The following is a 19,754-nucleotide window of genomic DNA, read 5'->3' as shown; positions in this document are numbered from 1 at the left end:
TGCCATGGAAGAGCGCTATCTTCTCGGCGTGGACATCGGCACCTACGAATCGAAGGGAGTGCTCGTCACCCTGGCGGGCGACGTGGTGGCCACGGCGGTTCGCCCCCATGAACTGCTCCTCCCCCGCCAGGGATGGGCAGAGCACGACGCGGAACGGGCCTGGTGGGGCGATTTCTGCGCCATCACCCGGGAACTTCTGGAGACCTCCCGCATCGCCCCGGAGCGCATCGCCGCCGTGGGGTGCAGCGCCATCGGCCCGGTGATGCTTCCCGTGGACGAGGCGTGCCGCCCCCTGCGCAATGCCGTGCTCTACGGCATCGACACCAGGGCCGTGGAGGAGATCCGCGAACTCGATGCCCGGATGGGCACGGAGACCATCTTCGCCCGGACGGGAAACGCCCTTTCCTCCCAGTCCGTGGGACCCAAGATCCTCTGGCTTCGAAAACACGAGCCCGAATGTTACGCCAAGGCGGCGAAGATCGTGGCGGCCACCACGTTCCTCTGCGCACGCCTCACGGGACGGTGTATGCTGGACCACTACAGCGCCTCCTGCTTCGTCCCCCTCTACGACATGGCCGCGGGCACCTGGGGAAAGGATCTCTGCGAGGGCATCATCGAGCCGGAGCGCCTTCCCGACATCGCCTGGACGTCGGAGATCGCCGGAAGGATCACCCCGGAGGCCGAGGCGGCCACGGGGCTCGCGACAGGAACGCCCGTGATCGTCGGCACCATCGACGCGGCGGCGGAGGCGGTGAGCGCTGGCGTCACCGCGCCGGGGCAGGCCATGCTCATGTACGGCTCCACCATGTTCTACATCCAGGTGGTGGACCGTCCCGTCCGGGACCGTCGCCTCTGGTCAGCTCCCTATCTCTTCCCCGGCACGTCGGCGATCATGGCGGGCATGGCCACCACAGGGGTTCTCACCCGCTGGTTCCGGGACATGCTCGCCCGGGAACTCGTGGAGGCCGAGGCGAAAGGCGGCGAGAGCGCCTACGGCCGTCTTGCCGCCCTGGCCGCAGCGATCCCTCCCGGTGCGGAGGGACTGGTGGTGCTCCCCTACTTCAGCGGCGAACGAACGCCCCTCAACGATCCCCAGGCACGGGGCGTCTTCTTCGGCCTCACGCTTTCCCACACCCGGGAACACCTCTATCGGGCAGTGCTGGAAGGAGTCGGGCACGGTATCCGCCACCACTTCGACGTGCTGGACGAGATCGACGCCGCGCCGCTCGAGGTGCGCGCCGTGGGAGGCGGAACGAAGAACCGCCCATGGCTCCAGATGGTGAGCGACATTGCCGGGAGGGCGCAGCTCGTTCCCGCCGTCACGCTCGGAGCTTCCTACGGCGACGCCTTTCTCGCGGGACTCGGCACGGGGCTCTTCGCGTCCTACAGCGACATTTCCCGCTGGGTGCGGCGCCTCGAGACGGTCGCCCCGGACCCTGCGCCGAAACCGCTCTACGACAGGGCGCACCGCATCTATCGGGACCTCTACGAGCGTACCAAGGACCTCATGCACGACCTGACGCAGGAGGTCTGACCAAGGGCAGACAACGAAGCGCTTCGGCCACCCGAGGGAGAACCCCGGGCGACCGAAGCGCTTTTTCACGATCCGGCCTTTGCCTCTTTCATCCGTTCCGCTTCGTCCGATCCCGATGTTTCCATCCATACGCCACGTGGCATCTCCGAAAAAGCCTTGCGTCGCATCCCGGTCCCGAAAGCCTTCCGGAGAGGGTTGCCGGACACCGCTTCCTTCCTGCTCCGCAAGGCCTCCGCGCATCTCTCGCGGCGTTTTCTTCAGGGCAGGCCGCTGCCCAAAGACGGTCGCCGTTTCGTCTTGCGTCCTTCCGCCCGGGCCTCAGCCGGCCATGGTGCGTCGCAGTTCCTCCACCGCCTCGTCCAGATCGAGAACCCGTCCTTTCCAAAGGACCCGTCCGGAGCTGAAGGAAAGCCGTTGGAGACTCTCCGCCGCCTCGGCGTTCCGCCCCGACGCAGCCAATGCCTGGGCACGGGCGAACTCCACGGGAACGAAGAGCTTTGTCCGCCCTCCCGCATGTCCCGTTGCGTCCACCACAGTGACCCAATCGAGCTTGAGGGCAGGTCCGAGGGCTTCCCGCACCGCGTCGATGTCCGCCACGTTCCCTCTCTCCGCCGCAACCTCCACGAAGCGGAGTACCGCCGCACCGCGCACCCGCTCGCCGTCGCCGACGAGAAGAGAACGGGCATCGCCGTACCTGGAGAGCAGTTCCTCCAGGCGCGCCTTTCCCCGGTCGTACTCCCCGGCACCGAGATCGGCGAAGAGGAGCAGGCGCAGCGCATCACCCCGAAGCTTGGGGTCCATCGCCGCCAGGGATTTCTCGAGAGCCTTTCCCGCCTCGACGAAGTTTCCCGCGCCGAGAAGCTTCATGCCGTCCTGAAGGACGGAGAAACCCCCGAGCGCCGCAGCATCACGATTCCCACCGCCCTCCGTGTCGCTCCCCTCGCAATTGCAGTCGGCGAAGGCTCCGGAGACGAGAACGACGGAAACACTCAGGATCATCAAAAACAGAAAAAACTTCCGTGCCATAACCCTATCACCCTTTCTCGCGACGACGCCATCGGGCCTGCCCACCAATACGGTCGTCGCCCCGTTTCGTTCTTTCCAGAGCAGTATACGCGCACCATGTCTTTTCCGCCAGAAAAAACACGCGCATTTTGACGAGAAACTCCTTCCTCGGCACACCAAAAAGCGAAAAAAGACGACCCTCACGCCGTCTCGCAACGATTGCACCTCGGCGCAACACCGCGGATAGCCGTTTCTCCGCTCTCATGGTACCATGAATTAGGCTTGGCGAAATCGACCAGAGGTGAGAGTGTGCATATCCTCACGCTTTGCGGTCTTTACTCCTCACGCATTCAGGGAGACAATATGAAGGATGTCGTCCTTTCTTGGCCGGATTTCCGGTCGAGACGAAAACCCGACACGGGGAGGAACAGATCCATGGCAGGTTCTCCACGACTCCGATCAGCAACACCGGCAGTGCGACGTGCCGTCGTTCTCACACCGCTCCTTCTCTCGCTGGGCGTTTTTTTCTCCGCTCCTCCCGCCGAGGCCACGTGCCCTCTCTGTTTCATCACCGCCGGAGCGGGCCTCTTCCTCGCAAGGACCTTCGGACTGGGCATGTCTGTGGTGGGCGCCACCAGCGGAGCCATTTCCGTCGTCTTCGCCCTCTGGATGCATTACGCCACCAAGCGGTACCGCTTTCCCTACCGCCCCGTCGCGCTGAGCTTTCTCTTCGTGCTCCTCAACAATGTTCTCCTCACCTACCCCGGCAGCCTCGCCTCGTTTGACGCCTTCCTCAGCCTCGGCTTCTTCGCCACGGTTTCCGTCTGGGGCTGGTTCGGCGGCGTGCTGCTCTTCGTCGCCCTCATGTTGAGCAAGGCCCAGAAACGTGTGACAGGGCACACCCTCATCCCCTACCAGTCCGTTCTCGTCACCGTGGGAGCTCTCGTGGGCGCGGGAATCGTCGCAGCCCTGGCGGATACCTATCTCTGATCTCCGACCTGCGGAAACAGACCCCTCCGCCGCCCTTGTCCGCAGGAAAACGAAGAAGGAGTTGTCGTCCATGACACAGGAACAGCGTCTCTCGGATCTTTCCGAAACGGAAACCCCCCTTCCTCTCGCCGAAAATCTTCCCGGGGGAAATGTCCCGGAGGAGGAATCTCCCTCTTCGGCCTGGGCGGAGCGGCTCGCCGTGGTCCTTCACAGGCAGGGGTTCGTCGATCTCTCCGCGGGTGAGGATCTCTCCTTCGCTCTCATGAACCTCATCTCCATCGAGGAACATCTCGCCTGCAGCTACGCCAGGACGGACGACCAGGCCTTTCTGGAACTGCTTCCGGAGATCCGGGACATGCGGCGGGACCTCATGAAACAGCTCGTTCGCGAGGGCAACGGCGAGGGATGGTGCATCTCGAAGCATCTCCTCGCCTCGTCCATGAGATTGCTCGAAGTGGCCAACAAGCGACAGGCCGACGGCAAGGAAGCGGCATCGCGGGATCTCATCGACAAGGCCTTCACGCTCTGGTCCCTCTTCTGGACCTTCACGGGAGACGCCCCGGAAGAGGCGGAGGTGACCGGTTCGGGAAGAGCAACCTCCACCCAGCCCAGGGAGACGAAGACACCCCGGAGTTCCTCCCCGAGAAGCGCCGAGGAATTCATTCCCGGCGTCATCGACAAAGTCGCCTTCAGCACCGCCTCCGCCGGGAGCATCTCGTCGGGACGGACCGGAAATGCCACCGGGAAAGCCACCTCGGGCATCACCCGGCTCGTGAAAGCCTTTATCGACTGCTGCCGCGACGGATAGGCGAAAACAGAACACTTCCGGAAAAGACCGAACGGAGGGCATACAAGGAAACTTCGCCGATGCAACGCTACGTCGCACCGGCGGCACCGGCACTTTCCGGGAATGCGCCGAGAGAAGCATACGTACTCCGGAAGTTTTGCCCGGGTTCCCTTTGTGGACAGCGTGTAGTGCACGCGATTGCCTCTGGAACAAAGTACTCGGCATCACTTCGATATTGAGGAGGAATGTTTCCACTATGCCCGTTCGACACGAATCCACCGCCCACGGCGAGGCCATACTCTCTCGCCACCACAATGGAACGGCTTCGCTTCTGTTCGTGTTTGTGCTGCTCTGTGGCCTTCTCCTTCCGAGCGCGCAAACGCTCTCTTTCGCAGCGACATCTCCGGCAACCGAGACGGAAAGGATCTGCGAGGCGGAGCAGCTTCCCCGCCTTGTGGGCAAGGTGGTCAACGTGGGGGAGCGTCTTCCGCGTACCCGCGTCTTCGTCAAGGCCGACGGAACGACGAAGCGGATTTCCACGCTGAGCGAGACACCGCTCACGCTCTATGTCTTCTGGAAAACCGACTGCCCTGTCTGTCTGAAGGAACTCCGGCTCCTTCCCGTGCTCCGGGAACGTTTCGGCACGGATCTCCTCACCATCGTCAGCGTCACTCCCTGGTACGAGGAAAAGGACCTGAAAGCCCAGTTGGGGGGCGCCGCATGGAGGGAAGTCGCCGCGGGACTCGGGACGACCGTGGAATGCCTCGACGCGGACGGTTCCGCCGTCTACGATTTCCGCGTGAGCACCGTCCCCTACATGATCCTGGCCGATGCGGACAACACCTGCCTCACCTGGACGGCAGGCGCCGTCGCCATCGAGGACCTGGTGCGGATCGTCGAGAAATTCCTCCCCAGGTGAACGGACCCTGGGGCAATGCCCCGAAGGAGTGACGAGGCCGCGGAGGAATCCCTCCGCGGCCTCGTCACTCCTTTTACGGAACATCCCCGCTGTGGGGCGAAAACAGCTCCTTCTCGCATACTTCTGAGAGAAGCCCGGAGCCGGAAAAAATCGGAAAACGGCATCAAAACGGTCCCGGAGAGCGGCTCCGGGGAACGAAAAACCGCCTTCAGCAATGTCCTCTTCTTCAGAAAACGCATTTCTTCCTCAGGGCGTGAAAGAAACGTTTCACCGTCGCCGCGTAACGTTCGGGTTCCTCGTCGGGAATCATGTGCCCCGAGCGCTCGAACTCGATGACCTCTCCGAAGCGAAGCAGTCTCTCGTAGCGGGACGCATCCTCTTCGCTCACGTTCGAGGGAATGGGACTCTCCCGCCAGGTTCCCCGCAGAACAAGAACGGGGACGTCGAGGAGAGGCAGCTCGTCCCAGAAAAGGACCTCCCGGGATTCCCGTTCCATGCCGTCCAGCGCGATTCCCCGAATGAACTCCGGAATGGGGCGCCCGAGATGGGTTCGTCCCTTCCACATGTCCGCAGTGCCGGGTTGAGGCGCACTGTGCCGGGCCTTGGAATCGACCAGAACCATCCCCGCCACCCGGGAGCGGTGACGCGCCGCATAGCCGAGCGCATAGCCGACACCCCGGGAAAATCCGAGAAGACACAGGCACTCCGCTCCGGAGGCGTCCACCACCGCCTCGAGATCACCCAGGTGATGTTCCAGGTCGTAACCGCGGCGCGGGGTGTCGCTGTCACCCCGCCCGCGAAAACTCACCGCCACGGCATGGCCATCCACAGCCTCCAGAAGCGGCAGAGCACGCTCCGCGGGCTCCCAGATTCCCGGCGCCACAACGAAGGAGGGCGTTCCCGGCTCGGGTCGCCCCTTCTCCAGATAGGCGATGCGCACGGGCTCGGCATCGGCGGTGCGGCTCAGGGTGGTACGTCGAAAGATTTCCGTCATGCACGTTCCTCCTCGTTCTCCATCTTCGCGCTTCGGCACCGCACAGGATCAGGACGACGCCTCAAGCTCCCGGGCGAGCACCTGGAGATGATGGAGCTCCTCCCGGGTGATGCGCTCCAGCATCTCCTTTCCCCGATAGGAGGTGACGACCTGTCGGAGGCTCGAGTAGAAGACGACGCTCTCCTTCTCCCGGTCCAGGGCGTCCTGAAGAATGTCCCTGCGGGTCGGAGCGTCGCCGGAAAGGCACTTCGGTTCCGCCGAGAAAACCCGCGATCCTGCAAGAACCCGAAGATACGCCGCGGTCTCCTCGTCGGGATCGGTGATGACGAACTCTCCTGCCTCCGTGTCGAAGCCGAGTTCGTAAAAAAAGTCTCTGTGCCGGTCCTCCCAGTCCGCGAGACGGTTGAACAGGTCCGCAAGCGGACCTGGCGAAAGCAGTCCGGCGGCGTTGCGATAGAACTTCGCCCCCGTCTCCTCCAGCGCGATGGCCATGTTACGGAGTTCCTCCGCGGTGAGCGTGAACACGAAGCATCCCTCCCCGTTCCGTACTTTGCCGCCATGATGCCACAATCCACCGGATGGTACAATGACGGCGGTGTCCGCGCGGAAAAACCGACCCCCGGGAAAAAACGCCTCCGTTCCGACAGGCCGCCTCTTCAGGGGACCGGCGAAAACTCGCGCCGTCACCCATTTCAACGCAAGGGAGCCCGACGACGCTTTGACGATTCCGGATTCGTTCTCACTCTCTTCGTTTCTGTTCGTGGACTGGGGGCTCTTCGCCCTCCTCGTCCTGGCACCAGTCGCCCTCTGCCTCTTTCTCCGGAGGAGGCGCCGGTGATGCCTGTTCTGCTGCTGCAGCTGTGCGCCTTCGGCGCCTACACCCTGGCCCTCGTCTTTCTCGCGGGACAGGCCTTTTCCTGGAAGGAGGACCGTCGGCTCTTCTACGTGGGGGGCAACAGGCTCCGTCCGGGCCCCATGGTGGGAACCTTCGTCGCCACCTGGATGAGCGCCGCGTCCATCCTCGGATACACCATGTGGCTCTACACGGACGGCTACGTGGCCTTCACCGGCAGCGTCAACGGCTGGCTCATCGGACTGGTCCTCATGCCCTTTCTCGTCCGCAAACTCCGGATGAGCCGGGCACTCTCGCTTCCCCAATGGCTGGGCGACACCTTCGAAGACCCGCGTCTGCGCGTTCTCTCCGCCCTGTCCCTCCTGGGAGCCTATACGTTCTACATCGTCATCCAGTTCCGGGCCTTCGGAACAATCGTGGGGGCGCTTCTGGACATCAAGATCCTGCTGGCCTCGTCGCTGGTCTACCTCTTCGTCCTCTACACCACCTTCGGCGGCCTTCCCTCGGTGGCCAAGAGCGATGTCCTGAATCTGGCCATCATCACCGGAGGAGTGGCACTGGCGGCTCTGACGCTCCTGAACAGGGCGGGGTCGTTTTCGGCGGTGCACGAGGCGCTCCGACAGACCGCACCGGCCATGCTGCATCCCTGGAATCAGGAATGGAGCCCCCTCGTGACGCTGCTCATGATGCTCTCCTGGGGGCTGGGCGTGGCGGCGAACCCCCAGTACGCCATCCGTCTCCTCTCGGCCCGAACCGCCCGTGACGCCTACACGACCCTGGCGCTCTCGGCCCTCATCATCGGGAGCATCTACGTGGGACTCACGATCATCGGCCTTGCTTCCTTCGTCCTTCTCCCGGGGGTTTCGGCTCCCAGCGACGAACTGGCCTTCACGGATCTCGTCCAGAGCGTGCTCCCGCCTCTTCCCGCCCTCGGGCTTTTTCTGGCGGTGCTGGCCTCGGCGGTGAGCACCGCGAACTCACAGCTCCTCCTCGCCGCGTGCTCCCTCTGTTACGATCTCTCTCCCCGGGAGGGACGCGGACGGGCGGATCTCGTCGCGGAGGATCGGTTCCTCTTCAAAAACCGTCTGGCCATTGCGTTCATCGCAACGGTGGCGCTCTTTCTGAGCCAACTCCGCCTGCCGGGGATCCTGCTCATCGGACGCTACAGTTGGACCGTCGTGGCCATCTGCTTTTTCCTCCCCCTCTACGTGATCCGGAGACCCCGCAGGAAAGAGCTGTTCTTTCCTCTCGCCGCGGCGCTTCTGCTCCACCTGTTCCTCACGGTCGTCCTCGGAATTCTCCCGGAGCTGGCCCTGCTGCCCGCCCTGGCCCTGGAGGGACTACTCTATTTCAGCCCCTGGAGGAGTCTGCGATGAGGCGCCCTCGGTCATGGAGCACGGAAACGCGCATCAAGGCGCTGCTCATGGCGGCGGCCATCGGACTGACGAGCCTCACCGTGGGAACAGCCCTGACCCAGGGATTTCTGGAGCGCGTCCAGGAGGCCCGCATTCTTTTCGACAACACCCGCTCCGCCGCGGAAAATCTCCGCGCCGACCGGACGGAGGTTCTTCTTCAGACCCTGGCCCCTTCCTGGCGAGAGGTGTCTCCGGAGCAGCCGGGGGAGGAGATCAAAAGCGCCGACGGCATGGTCCGCCGCTTTTCCCTGGACCGGACGGCGATTCTCACCGCTCTTGTCTATCATCAGCGTTATGTCCTCGTGGTGGGACTCATCGGATTTCTCGTCGCCGTGGAGCTTGCGGTGTTTCTGGCCTATAGCCTGACCCGCCCCATGAAGATTCTCGCCTGGGGGTGCGAACAGATGCGCTCCGGCCGCTGGGTGCGCCTTCCCCCGCTTTCCCGAAGTCCCTACGAACTGGAGGCGCTGCACGAGGCGTTCAACGAGATGGTGGACAATCTGCAACAATGGCAGAATTTCCAGAAAGAGGCGGCGCGGGTGGAACGCCTCGCGGCCCTGGGCTCCGTCGCCGCCGCGGTGGCCCACGAGGTGAAGAACCCCCTGGCCAGCATGCGCATTCGCCTGGATCTGCTGCGGAACAGTATCTCCCCCCGGGACGCCGAACATCTGGCGGTGCTCGGCAGCGAAGTGGACCGACTGAATCAGACCGTCTCCCAGCTTCTGACCTACGCACGACCGGGAACACCGCTTTTCGGCCCGGTGGATCCGGGGGAACTCCTCGTCTGGACGGAGCAGATGACCGCCTCCTCCTGCAGCGCCGCGAACATCCGACTGCTCCGGGAGGTGGAAGCGGATTGCCCCTCCCTCTGGGGGGACGCGCAACAGCTGAAACAGGTGTTGCTCAACCTGACGCTGAACGCCGTGAGCGCCCAGCCCGGAGGTGGACGGGTCATCCTCCGGGCATTCCGGCACAAAAACGGAATCGCCCTTTCCGTCACCGACGAGGGAACGGGAATTCCCGCGGAGCTGCTCGAGCGGATCTTCGACCCCTTCTTCACCACCCGCCCGGAAGGAACGGGTCTGGGACTTTCCATCGTGCACCGGATCGTCGGAGGACACGGAGGAACCGTGTCGGTGGATACCTCCCCGGAGGGGACAACCTTCACGGTGGTCCTCCCCGCCACCGCCGAACAGGATAAGGAGCGATGACGTCATGGAAGTCTGGATCGTGGACGACGAAAAGAACCTGAACAGAGGATTGGCGGTGGCTCTCGAAAAGGAGGGATACGAGGTCGCCTCGGCCTACTCCCTCGCCGATCTGGAGCGGCTTTTGCAGGAACGGTCCCCCGATGTGGTCCTTCTGGATGTGCGCCTTCCCGACGGGGACGGCATCGGGGCGCTCCCCTCCATCCTCCGGACTAAAAACGACGCGAAGGTGGTGGTGATGACCGCCTACGGCGACTCTCCCACCATCGTTCGGGCAATCCAGGAGGGTGCCTACGATTTCCTCGACAAACCCTTTCCCCTCGAAGCGGTGACGAATCTCGTCGCCCGGGCGGCGGAGTCGATTCTGCTGAAGCGCCGCATTTCGAGGCTGCAGCGGGACAAGACCGTTCCCCTCGTGGGGGACTGCCCCGCCTTGGAAACTCTCCGGGACACGGTGGAACGCATCGCGGAACACCGGGACGTGAACGTACTTCTCTCGGGAGAGAGCGGCACGGGAAAGGAGGTGCTCGCCCGCCTGATTGCCCACGTCTCGGACGACTCCGGGGATTTCATCGCCCTGAACTGCGCCGCCATTCCGGAGTCTCTCCTGGAGGTGGAACTCTTCGGCTCTCGCAGGGGAGCCTACACGGGAGCCTCCCAGGACCGAATCGGGCTCATCGAGAGCGCCGACGGCGGCACGCTCTTCCTGGACGAGATCGCCGACCTCCCCCAGGCTTTGCAGGGAAAACTCCTGCGTTTCCTGGACGACCGCACGGTGCGCCCCCTCGGAGCGACCCGGGAGCGGAAGGTCTCCCTTCGTGTGATCTGCGCCACTGCGGCGGATCTCCGGGAACGGGTGGAAAAGGGGACCTTCCGGCAGGATCTCTACTACCGCATCGCCACCATTCCTCTTTCACTCCCTCCTCTTCGGGAGCGGGGACGGGACGTGCTTCTCCTGGCCGAGACCTTTCTCGCGGAGTTCAACCGGAAACGGGGCGGAACGCTTCGCGGCCTCACCCCCGACGTGCAGGAGGTTTTCCTCCGCTACTCCTGGCCCGGAAACGTGCGGGAACTCCGCAATCTCCTGGAGCGTATCTGCATCCTGAAAAACCCCGCAGAGACGGACATCCGCCTCTGCGACCTCCCGGCGGAGATGGTGGAAGCCCTCTCCCGGGAGCCCTACGGCGCCGAGGAAACGGGCTCCCTTCAGGACCGCCTTGTGGCGGGGGAGCGGACCATCCTGAAAAACGTTCTGGCGGAACACGAGGGCAACCGCACGAAAGCCGCGGCGAGTCTCGGCATCTCCCGCTACGCCTTGTTGCGGAAGCTTCAGAAACACCACCTGGTGTGACCGTGCCCGCTTCCAGAGGAGTAGTACTCCGGCTCGACGCGGCACCGAAACTGACCCTTCTTCCCCTGCCGCTGCTCCTGGGACGTCTCGCTCTCCTGACCACTCCGGCGGGCGATCTCGCCGCCGCGCTGGAAAACCTGATCGGAGAGGATCCGCTCCTCTCGGTCCTTCCTCCTTCCGCGGCGTCCATCCAGGACGAGCACCTCCACGACGAGGAGTTCTGGGAACATCTCGCCGCACCGACAACCCTCGAAGAGCATCTCGCCCTGCAACTGCCGCTGATTCCCGAAGCGGACATTCTCGGAGAAAATGCCGCGGAAAAGCTCTCCCTCTGTCTGGACGGTCGGGGATATCTCGCCGCACCGCCGGAGGAACTGGCGAGAACGCTCGGAGTGAACCAAAAGGATTTTGAAGCACTTCTCCTCCGTCTTCGCGAGACGGTGGAACCTCCGGGGCTCTTCGCCCCGGACCTTGCGGAATGCCTTCTGCTGCAGCTCCGTCGCACGTTTCCAGGCGCTTCGGACCCGCCCCTTCTGCTGCGCTTCGGGCGGGAGGAGCTGGAGCGACGGGACTGGCATTCCCTGCAAAAGCGCCTGGGATGGGAGAAAAAACGCATCGAGGAAGCCCTCGGAATCTTGCGGCGCCTTGACCCGCATCCCGGCAGCTCCTTTTGCCGCCCCCACTTCATCCTTCCCGAGCTGGAACTCCGCTTCGATCGGAAGGGAACGCTTTCCGTGCGGCTTCTGCGGGAAAACCTGCCCCGCCTGACCCTGGACATGGGCATGGCGAGAGCGGCGACGGGGAAGACGGCATCACTTCCCCGCTGCACCCGATCCGCCCTCGGCGCCCTCGCCGCACGGTACCGCACGAAACTGCGCCTTGGATTTCTTCTCGGAGAAAGACAGGAACGGTTTCTCCGGGGCGAGGTCGATACACCGGAGCCGATGACGCTCTCCGAGGCGGCGTCCCTGTCCGGTCTGGCTCCCTCTACGGTGCAGCGCACCGCTTCCTCCACATGGGCCTCCACGCCCCGGGGAACACTCCTTCTTGCAGCGCTTCTCGCCCGAGGCACGGCAGCCCGTCCGGACCTGACCGTCGCGGCCCTTCGGGGCGCCATCCGACGCGGATGGGAAGAGGGAAAGAGCGACGCCGCTCTCGCACGGGAACTGGGCGTTCCACCCCGCACAGTGACCTGGCATAGGCGGGAACTGGGCTTGCCCCGAAGAAAGCGCGCCTGAGCGCACAGCCTCGGCCCTTCCGCGCACGTTTTTCCCGAAGGAAGTCCTGTTCTCCTTGCATTCCGACGCTTCCGAAGAAAGGGCGCATTTCGTGTCGTCTCCGTCGTTGCAGGGATATTCTCCTCCGAAGCGGAGTTCGGCACTGTTTTTTCCGAAATCGGCAACTTTTTTGCTTGTATATCGGGCAGGAGTTCTATCATCTTTTTCCGGAGGTGTTCCTCATGTCCGATCCGACCCGCACTACCCCATCCCAACCCGGCTCCATCGGGGATGCCGTGGCATCCCGCAAGGAAATGCTGAGCGTCCTTCTGGGCGCGGCCTTCCTGATGGCCACCTCGGCCATCGGCCCAGGTTTTCTCACCCAGACGGCGGTCTTCACGGACAAGCTCAAGGCCGCCTTCGCCTTCGCCATTCTCGCGAGCATTCTCATCGACGTGGTGGTACAGCTCAACATCTGGCGCATTCTCGGCGTTTCGGGCATGCGCGCCCAGGACGTGGCGAACCGGGTCATTCCGGGCCTCGGGTATTTTCTCGCCTTCGCGGTCGCCCTGGGAGGGCTCGTCTTCAACATCGGCAACATCGCCGGGGCTGCCCTGGGCATGAATGTCCTCTTCGGCGCCCCCCTCGCTCTGGGGGCGATCTTCAGCGCCGGAGTGGCGATTCTGATCTTCCTGAACAAGGAAATGGGCAAGACCATGGACACCTTCACAAAAATCCTCGGCTTCCTCATGATCGCCCTGGTCTGTTTCATGGTCTTCAAGACCCAGCCGCCCGTCGCCTTGGCCCTCAAGGAATCCATCCTTCCAAGCACCGTCGATTGGATGACCGTGCTCACCCTGGTGGGCGGCACCGTGGGCGGCTACATCACCTTCTCGGGAGCACACCGCATCATCGACGCGGGCATCACCGGCGTGGACAAGGTAAGGCAGATCAGCTTCGGCTCCGTCCAGGGCATCGCCATCACGGGTATCATGCGTTTTCTCCTCTTCCTCGCCATCCTCGGCGTGGTGGCCATGGGCAAACCGCTCGACCCGTCCAATCCCCCCGCCTCGGCCTTCCAGATCGGAGCGGGCATGATCGGCTACAAGATTTTCGGTGTGGTCCTCTGGGCCGCCGCCGTCACGTCCGTGGCAGGTGCCTCCTACACCTCCATCTCGTTCCTGCAGACCCTCTTCCGGGTCGTGAAAACGCATCAGCGCTGGTGGATCATCGGCTTCATCGTAGCCTCCACCACCATTTTCACCACGTTGGGAAGACCGGTGAACCTGTTGATCTTCGCCGGTTCCATCAACGGACTCATTCTGCCCCTGTCGCTCCTCTCCATGCTGCTCGCCGCCCACCGCAAGGACATCGTGGGCGAGCTGTACCGCCATCCCAGATTTCTCACCGCCTCGGGCTACGTCATGGTGGCCTTCACGGCCTGGATGGGATGGCAGTCCTTGAGCAAGATCGTCGATCTGATCCGGTAGAATGGCGTACAATCGGGAAGGAAACGGGACGGGACAGCGGAGAGCACGGCCCCGACCTGAACGGAACAATGACGTAGAATGGGGAGGAGCGGCAGTTGACGTTCTCCGCTCCTCTTCAACGGAAACGAGGTGATCCTCTTGGAAAAAATCGAAGACGCACGTCTCTGCGACGCCGGGGACAGTTGTCTCTTCGTCGAATTCGGCACCACTGTGGACAGAGCGCTGAATGCACGGGTCCAGACATTGAAGAAAGCCCTGGAGGCCCTCTCGCCTTCGGGCGTCGTGGAGACGGTTCCCACCTACCGCTCCCTGGCGATCTACTACGATCCGCTCCGGCTGAAACGCTCCGATCTGGTCGAATCTCTCCGCCTCGCTCTTAGAAAAGGCGGCGAAACAACCGAATCGGGAGGACGGATCGTGATCATTCCCGTCTGTTACGGCGGTGCTTACGGACCAGACCTGGACAATGTCTGCGCCGCCACGGGCCTTTCCCGAAAAGAGGTCATCGCACGCCATTCCGGACGTGATCTCTACTGTTTCATGTTGGGCTTCACGCCGGGCTTCGCCTATCTGGGCGGCATGGATGAAGCGCTCGCCACGCCACGGCTCGAGAATCCCCGAGCACTCATCCCCGCGGGCAGCGTGGGCATCGCGGGAAAGCAAACTGGAATCTATCCCATCGACAGTCCGGGAGGATGGCAGCTCATCGGCAGAACTCCTCTCGCCGTGTTCGACCCTTTGCGGACGCCGCCCATCCTCATCGAGGCAGGTGACTGGGTCCGCTTCGAAGCTGTGGATGAGGAGACCTTTCTCTCCATTCAAGCCGAGGCCAGAGCGGGACGCTTCGTCCCGAGGACGGAGAAAAAGGAGGAAAAGAGCCATGGCGCTTCGGCTTAGGGTCCGGTCGGGGGGACTCCTCACCACCGTGCAGGATCTGGGACGCTGGGGATACCAGGCCATGGGCATGCCCGTGGCGGGAGCCATGGATCCCGAATTCTTCCAGATCGCCAACATTCTCGCGGGCAATGCTCCGAACGACGCCGCGCTGGAGGTAACCGTCCTCGGACCGACGCTCCTCGTGGAAGGGCAGGGCGCCGTGGCCGTCGCCGGAGCGGATCTGGGCTTCTCTCTGAACGGACGAAAGGCGCCCCTGATGACGAACCTTTTCGTGCGGGAGGGGGACGTGCTCTCCTTCGACGGAACCAGGGGGTCGGACACCTCCACTGCAGGAGGCGGGTGCCGGACTTATCTCGCCTGTTCCGGGGGCATCGACGTTCCCGTGGTCATGGGCAGCCGCTCCACCTATCTCCGCGCCCGCATCGGCGGCTTCGAGGGGCGCAACCTGAAAGCTGGAGACCTGCTGTGCTGCGGCGAGGCGCCTCCGCTTGCGGAACGGACGTTCGACTTCTCCTGCCCCGAGCGCCTCCGCCCTCACCGGGACCTTGAAGCGCCCCTCCGGGCGGTTCCGGGACCACAGGACGACGCCTTCTCCGAGGAAGGGCTCCGGCTCTTCTTCGAGTCCGCTTACACGATCTCCGAACAGTCGGATCGCATGGGCTACCGACTGGAGGGACCGAGCATCCCCCACCGGGAGGGCGCGGACATCGTCTCCGACGCCATTCCCCTCGGAGCCGTTCAGGTGCCGGGGCACGGCAAGCCCATCGTGATGCTGGCGGATCGCCAGACCACGGGAGGGTACACGAAGATCGCCGTGGTGGCCACGGCGGATCTGGCCGTTCTGGCCCAGCGCATGCCAGGCCAGGGCGTGCGTTTCGTCCGGGCTACCCCGGAGGAAGGGGCCCGGGCGCTGCAGGAGAGGGCGAATCGCCTGGCGGAGCTTCTTCTCCTCCGTTCGACGTACCGGAGCCGTCCGAAAGCTGCGCCCTTGCAGGTTTCGCCGACTTCCGGCGCATGGCGGATGACTGTGGAGGGCAAGAGTTACGACGTTTCCTGGCAGGAACTGTGAACCTCCGAAAGGAAAGGACGTGATTGTGCACATGCCTCGCATTGACCTGAACAGCGATCTCGGCGAAAGTTTCGGTCCCTGGAGGATGGGAATGGACAGGGAAGTCCTGGCCTGCGTGACCTCCGCCAACGTGGCGTGCGGTTTTCACGCGGGAGACCCCTCCTGCATGGTCCGCACCGTCAAGGCCGCCCGGGAGGCGGGCGTGGCCGTGGGAGCCCATCCGGGCTATCCGGACCTCGTGGGCTTCGGACGACGGAATCTGGCCTGCACACCCGACGAAGTCTACGCGGACTGTCTGGTGCAGATCGGCGGTCTCGCCGCAGCCTGTCGCGCCGCCGGCGTTCCCCTGCAGCACGTCAAACCTCACGGTGCCATGTACAACCAGGCCGCTAAGGACGCTTTCCTCGCGGAGGCCGTGGCCTGGGCGGTGCGGGACGCCGCGGAGGGCCTGATTCTCCTCGGGCTGGCAAATTCACTCTTCGAGGAGGCTGCCCGAAAGGCGGGCATTCCCTTCGCCGCGGAGGCCTTCGCGGATCGGAGCTACCAAGCGGATGGATCGCTCACACCCCGGAATCGTCCGGGAGCGGTGATCTCGGACCCCGACGAGGCCGCCGCCCGGGTGCTCCGCATGGCCACGGAGGGAACGCTGGAGACCGTGGACGGCACGATCCTGCACCTGCGTCCCCACTCCATCTGCCTTCACGGGGACAACCCCGAGGCGGTGGCTCTCGCCGCGAAGATACGCAAAGCACTCGAGGACGCCCATGTCACTGTGACCCCCCTGAAGGAGGTGCTCTTTTCATGACCCTGACCCTGGATGCACTGGCCCACGTAAGCCCCGAGGAGGCACGGAAACGGATCCGGAACGGAGAATGGCCCCGCCCCACCTCGGGCCTGTGCCGCGGACACGTACAGGCGAACCTTGTGATCCTTCCCCGGGAGTGGGCCTACGATTTCCTCGTCTTTGCCCAGCGCAACCCCAAGCCCTGCCCTATTCTGGACGTCACGGAACCCGGCGATCCCGAGCCGAAACTGACCGCGCCTGGAGCGGACCTTCGGACCGACCTGCCCAAATATCGCATCTGGAAAGAGGGACAGCTCGTGGCAGAACCCGAGGACATCCGGGAATACTGGCGGGACGATCTGGTGGCCTTTCTTCTGGGCTGCTCCTTCTCCTTCGAAGGGGCGCTCCTCGAGGCAGGCGTGCCGGTACGTCATATGGAACTCGGCCTGAACGTTCCCATGTACAAGACGAACATTCCCTGCATGCCCGCGGGACGCCTCTCCGGTCCTCTGGTGGTGAGCATGCGCCCCATTCCTCACTCCCTGGTCCCCAAGGCGGTGCTCTGCACGGGGCGCTTTCCCGCCGTTCACGGCGCGCCCGTGCACATCGGCGACCCCGCTGCTATCGGCATCGCGGACATCCGACAGCCGGACTTCGGCCAGGCCGTTCCGATCCACGAGGGCGAAACACCCGTTTTCTGGGCCTGCGGCGTGACCCCCCAGGCGGCCCTGATGGCAAGCCGTCCCCCCTTCGCGATCACCCATTCGCCAGGTCACATGTTCCTCTGCAACCCGAAAGACAGCGACTACGCGGTATTCTGAAAAACAAGACCGGGAGGGGAAAGTCCCTCCCGGTCATACTCTCCTCCGGATTTCCCGAAGGTCTCCTCCAGCCTTTCAAACGTTTCCGTGCGCTCGCCCCCACCCTCGTTCCCCTCGGCAGGAGGCGGCGTCTCTACCCCTTCTTTCCTCCCCGCAGAGCGGGGAGCGGCGCGCCGAGAGCGCCCTTCTCCTCTAGGACGTACACGGAGAGGATCTCCTCCAGCGACTCGAGAAGCTGCCCCTGCTCCTCACGAATGGCCCGAAGCGCGTCCATCTGCTCCGCCACCTTTCGGGACGCTTTTTCCACCATGTCCGCCGCACGCTGCCCCGCTCCGACCTGATGGAGGATGTTGTCCATGGCGGCGGCGATTTCCTCGTTGCTCGCGAGCTGTTCCTGCGAGGACGCCGCGATGGATTGAACCCCCTCGGAGATCTCCGCGATCTGGGGAACGATCTCCCGGATGCGCATCGCCGTGGTCGTGGAGGTGCCCATGGCCTCGCCGATGAGGGTCACGGTCTGCTCCGTGTCCTTCGTAGCGCTCTTGGTACGCTCCTGGATCTCTCCGATGATGGTCTGGACCTGCCGGGCCGCCTCATTGGACTGCTCCGCTAATTTTCGCACTTCCTCGGCCACCACGGCAAACCCGCGACCGGCGTCTCCGGCACGAGCGGCCTCGATGGCGGCATTCAGGGCGAGCAGATTCGTCTGGTCCGCGATGCCGGTGATGGCGTTCACGAAATCGGACACGCGGGATACGGATTCTTCCAGAGCCTTCATGGCCTCCCGGATCCGTTTGCCCGCGCCTCCCACCTTTTCGATCTCGGACGCGAGATGCTGTACGGCTTCACCGTCGCCGGAGGCTTTTTCGGAAATGCCTCCCGCCTTTTCGCTCAAAGACGTGGTGATCTGCGCGGTGTGCTGCGCCGTGGTGGTCACCTCGTCCACGCCGGCCCTCGTCTCGTCAGCGGCGGAGGAAATGGAACTCACCGTTCCCACCATTTCCTGGGCAGCATCGAGAGTTCCTGTGATGGCCTCCTCCACATCGGCACCGATGCGGGCCATGTCCGCCCCACGCTCGTCGAAGAGACGGCGCAGATCGAGCATTCTCTCCACCAGGCCACGATAGGATTCGGTGATTCTCGCGAAGGCCCCCAGGACGACGGCGATCTCGTTCCGGCTCGTCTCGTCCCCCGTGACCGTGACGGCGAGATTTCCCCGGGCGATCTCACCGGCGGTGTCCACCACGCGCCGCAACGGCGCCACGAGGCGCCCCACGAAGAGGGCGAGTATTCCGAGGCCGACGAGAAGAACCGGAATCGCCGTGACGAGCATCTGGTTCCGCATGGCCGCAAGGGGTTTGAGGACAATCTCGTCCGGAACGGAGAAGCCGACGCTCCAGCCGAGTTCCTTGATGGGAAAGACAAAGCCCTCCCGCTGTTTGCCCTGGAAAAGATAGCTGAAGTTCACGACCTCTTCGCTTGTTCCGGTCTTGGCGTAGGCCTCCCAGAATTCTGGCGCTGCCGAGGAAATGTCCGTTCCCTTTTCGAGCGCCGGATGCGCGAGGACCTTTCCGTCCTGGGTGAACGCGAAGGCGTAGCTTCCTTCCCCCATGCGGGCGTTGAGAATGAGATTCAGAAGAGGGCTCATTTCGATGCCGGCGAAGAGAACGAGTTTCGGACTGTCCTCCTGATCGGCGGTGAGCATGCGGTACGCGCCGTAAAACATCGTACCCTGCACCTCCACGACGCCCTTAAAGGTCTCTTTGCGCTCCACCACGGCTTTAAAGACCGGATCGTCCGCGGAGATCGACGACCCCACCACGCGCTTCCCCGTCTCGTCGGCGATGGTGGTGGCCACCCGGACCATCTCCTGTTTTCCGTTCTCCTCGATGACCTGGAAGATGGTGAAGGCTCCGCCGAGCCGGTTCGACCACTCGTCCACCATGGCGTGATCCCCCGTGATCTGCCGAAGCCCCCCAATGGAGACGAAGACGATGGGAACCTCCCGCTCGCCGACCTTGACGGTATTCATGGACGTCATGAGACGCCCTCCCTGCACGAGCCCCGCGGTAATCTCGAGATTTGCCGAGGCCATGCGTTTTACCAGCGCAAGATCGCTTTCCACGGCCATCTGCAGGCTCGATGAGGAACCAAGCCCCTGTTTTGTGGATGCTTCGAGCAATCGGTCCCTGGCAGCGAAATAACTCCCCATGAACACCGCCGCGATGAGACCCACCATGATGAGTGCAGCTCCCGCCAAAATCTGGATTTTCAAAGAAATGCCGTGTCGCTGTTCGGCCGCCACCGGGGCCACCTCCTCTGTAGTCGTTACAATGACGGGGTACAGTACGGAACGCACCGTGTGTATTGTACCATCATGTTCGGAACCATGAACACCAACTCATCGGGAAAGAAAATAC

At 63.6% G+C, this 19,754-nt stretch carries 17 protein-coding genes; 13 read left to right on the top strand and 4 right to left on the bottom strand.

The features are described from left to right. The first annotated feature begins 4 nt into the window (after positions 1 to 4). A complete protein-coding gene (locus K349_RS0103950; RefSeq protein ID WP_026368562.1) occupies positions 5 to 1,534 on the top strand; it encodes an FGGY-family carbohydrate kinase in 1,530 nt (509 codons plus the stop codon). 318 nt (positions 1,535 to 1,852) lie between these two features. Here the strand turns inward: K349_RS0103950 and K349_RS0103940 are convergent, their stop codons facing one another. After that, positions 1,853 to 2,560 (bottom strand): hypothetical protein, encoded by a 708-nt coding sequence (locus K349_RS0103940; protein WP_026368561.1) that lies wholly within the window; start codon positions 2,558 to 2,560, stop codon positions 1,853 to 1,855. Between the two features lie 414 nt (positions 2,561 to 2,974). Here K349_RS0103940 and K349_RS0103930 point away from each other — a divergent pair, with 414 nt between their 5' ends. From K349_RS0103930 to K349_RS0103920, 3 genes are all read left to right on the top strand, one after another. Beyond that, a complete protein-coding gene (locus K349_RS0103930) occupies positions 2,975 to 3,529 on the top strand; it encodes a hypothetical protein (protein WP_026368559.1) in 555 nt (184 codons plus the stop codon). Positions 3,530 to 3,599: 70 nt separating this feature from the next. After that, a complete protein-coding gene (locus K349_RS0103925; RefSeq protein WP_026368558.1) occupies positions 3,600 to 4,337 on the top strand; it encodes a hypothetical protein in 738 nt (245 codons plus the stop codon). A gap of 235 nt (positions 4,338 to 4,572) precedes the next feature. Continuing rightward, positions 4,573 to 5,235 (top strand): TlpA family protein disulfide reductase, encoded by a 663-nt coding sequence (locus K349_RS0103920; protein WP_026368557.1) that lies wholly within the window; start codon positions 4,573 to 4,575, stop codon positions 5,233 to 5,235. A 226-nt stretch (positions 5,236 to 5,461) separates the two neighbouring features. Here the strand turns inward: K349_RS0103920 and K349_RS17770 are convergent, their stop codons facing one another. Next, the gene (locus K349_RS17770; RefSeq protein WP_026368556.1) at positions 5,462 to 6,229 is read right to left on the bottom strand and encodes an alpha/beta fold hydrolase; all 768 of its coding nucleotides are present in this window, start codon (positions 6,227 to 6,229) and stop codon (positions 5,462 to 5,464) included. A 48-nt stretch (positions 6,230 to 6,277) separates the two neighbouring features. Then, positions 6,278 to 6,754, bottom strand: a complete 477-nt coding sequence (locus K349_RS0103910; RefSeq protein ID WP_026368555.1) for a ferritin-like domain-containing protein — start codon at positions 6,752 to 6,754, stop codon at positions 6,278 to 6,280. Positions 6,755 to 7,066: 312 nt separating this feature from the next. Here K349_RS0103910 and K349_RS0103900 point away from each other — a divergent pair, with 312 nt between their 5' ends. From K349_RS0103900 to K349_RS0103860, 9 genes are all read left to right on the top strand, one after another. Continuing rightward, complete coding sequence (locus K349_RS0103900; protein WP_026368553.1) at positions 7,067 to 8,458, top strand: sodium:solute symporter family protein; 1,392 nt, start codon at positions 7,067 to 7,069, stop codon at positions 8,456 to 8,458. After that, complete coding sequence (locus K349_RS0103895) at positions 8,455 to 9,708, top strand: sensor histidine kinase (protein ID WP_026368552.1); 1,254 nt, start codon at positions 8,455 to 8,457, stop codon at positions 9,706 to 9,708. Before K349_RS0103900 ends, K349_RS0103895 begins: the two co-directional genes overlap by 4 nt. 4 nt (positions 9,709 to 9,712) lie before the next feature. Further along, entirely contained in the window at positions 9,713 to 11,056 is a 1,344-nt protein-coding gene (locus K349_RS0103890; RefSeq protein WP_026368551.1) for a sigma-54-dependent transcriptional regulator, read from the top strand. Continuing rightward, complete coding sequence (locus K349_RS0103885; protein WP_026368550.1) at positions 11,053 to 12,294, top strand: RNA polymerase factor sigma-54; 1,242 nt, start codon at positions 11,053 to 11,055, stop codon at positions 12,292 to 12,294. The genes K349_RS0103890 and K349_RS0103885 overlap by 4 nt, the downstream gene beginning before the upstream one ends. A gap of 293 nt (positions 12,295 to 12,587) precedes the next feature. Further along, positions 12,588 to 13,763 (top strand): NRAMP family divalent metal transporter, encoded by a 1,176-nt coding sequence (locus tag K349_RS0103880; RefSeq protein WP_051464239.1) that lies wholly within the window; start codon positions 12,588 to 12,590, stop codon positions 13,761 to 13,763. Between the two features lie 129 nt (positions 13,764 to 13,892). Further along, entirely contained in the window at positions 13,893 to 14,660 is a 768-nt protein-coding gene (gene pxpB / locus K349_RS0103875; protein WP_338022292.1) for a 5-oxoprolinase subunit PxpB, read from the top strand. After that, positions 14,644 to 15,729 (top strand): 5-oxoprolinase subunit C family protein, encoded by a 1,086-nt coding sequence (locus K349_RS0103870; RefSeq protein ID WP_026368547.1) that lies wholly within the window; start codon positions 14,644 to 14,646, stop codon positions 15,727 to 15,729. Before pxpB ends, K349_RS0103870 begins: the two co-directional genes overlap by 17 nt. A gap of 31 nt (positions 15,730 to 15,760) precedes the next feature. Further along, a complete protein-coding gene (locus K349_RS0103865; protein WP_026368546.1) occupies positions 15,761 to 16,534 on the top strand; it encodes a LamB/YcsF family protein in 774 nt (257 codons plus the stop codon). Beyond that, positions 16,531 to 17,334 carry a putative hydro-lyase gene (locus K349_RS0103860; RefSeq protein WP_026368545.1) on the top strand — a complete coding sequence of 268 codons (804 nt, stop codon included), beginning with the start codon at positions 16,531 to 16,533 and terminating at the stop codon, positions 17,332 to 17,334. The genes K349_RS0103865 and K349_RS0103860 overlap by 4 nt, the downstream gene beginning before the upstream one ends. Positions 17,335 to 17,467: 133 nt before the next feature. Here the strand turns inward: K349_RS0103860 and K349_RS0103855 are convergent, their stop codons facing one another. Continuing rightward, positions 17,468 to 19,639, bottom strand: a complete 2,172-nt coding sequence (locus K349_RS0103855) for a methyl-accepting chemotaxis protein (RefSeq protein WP_026368544.1) — start codon at positions 19,637 to 19,639, stop codon at positions 17,468 to 17,470. Between the last annotated feature and the right edge of the window lie 115 nt (positions 19,640 to 19,754).

Origin of the sequence: Aminiphilus circumscriptus DSM 16581, from assembly GCF_000526375.1 — a bacterium.
In the GTDB taxonomy this organism is placed as follows: Bacteria; Synergistota; Synergistia; order Synergistales; family Aminiphilaceae; genus Aminiphilus; species Aminiphilus circumscriptus.
Note: the sequence above shows the minus strand (reverse complement) of the source record. Positions and strands in the feature narration are given on the sequence as shown.

Excerpts from the sequence above, each read along its gene's own strand:
- K349_RS0103950 (WP_026368562.1), top strand. The coding sequence starts at position 5 with ATGGAAGAGCGCTATCTTCTCGGCGTGGACATCGGCACCTACGAATCG.
- K349_RS0103940 (WP_026368561.1), bottom strand. The coding sequence starts at position 2,560 with ATGGCACGGAAGTTTTTTCTGTTTTTGATGATCCTGAGTGTTTCCGTC.
- K349_RS0103930 (WP_026368559.1), top strand. The coding sequence starts at position 2,975 with ATGGCAGGTTCTCCACGACTCCGATCAGCAACACCGGCAGTGCGACGT.
- K349_RS0103925 (WP_026368558.1), top strand. The coding sequence starts at position 3,600 with ATGACACAGGAACAGCGTCTCTCGGATCTTTCCGAAACGGAAACCCCC.
- K349_RS0103920 (WP_026368557.1), top strand. The coding sequence starts at position 4,573 with ATGCCCGTTCGACACGAATCCACCGCCCACGGCGAGGCCATACTCTCT.
- K349_RS17770 (WP_026368556.1), bottom strand. The coding sequence starts at position 6,229 with ATGACGGAAATCTTTCGACGTACCACCCTGAGCCGCACCGCCGATGCC.
- K349_RS0103900 (WP_026368553.1), top strand. The coding sequence starts at position 7,067 with ATGCCTGTTCTGCTGCTGCAGCTGTGCGCCTTCGGCGCCTACACCCTG.
- K349_RS0103895 (WP_026368552.1), top strand. The coding sequence starts at position 8,455 with ATGAGGCGCCCTCGGTCATGGAGCACGGAAACGCGCATCAAGGCGCTG.
- K349_RS0103890 (WP_026368551.1), top strand. The coding sequence starts at position 9,713 with ATGGAAGTCTGGATCGTGGACGACGAAAAGAACCTGAACAGAGGATTG.
- K349_RS0103880 (WP_051464239.1), top strand. The coding sequence starts at position 12,588 with ATGCTGAGCGTCCTTCTGGGCGCGGCCTTCCTGATGGCCACCTCGGCC.
- K349_RS0103870 (WP_026368547.1), top strand. The coding sequence starts at position 14,644 with ATGGCGCTTCGGCTTAGGGTCCGGTCGGGGGGACTCCTCACCACCGTG.
- K349_RS0103865 (WP_026368546.1), top strand. The coding sequence starts at position 15,761 with ATGCCTCGCATTGACCTGAACAGCGATCTCGGCGAAAGTTTCGGTCCC.
- K349_RS0103860 (WP_026368545.1), top strand. The coding sequence starts at position 16,531 with ATGACCCTGACCCTGGATGCACTGGCCCACGTAAGCCCCGAGGAGGCA.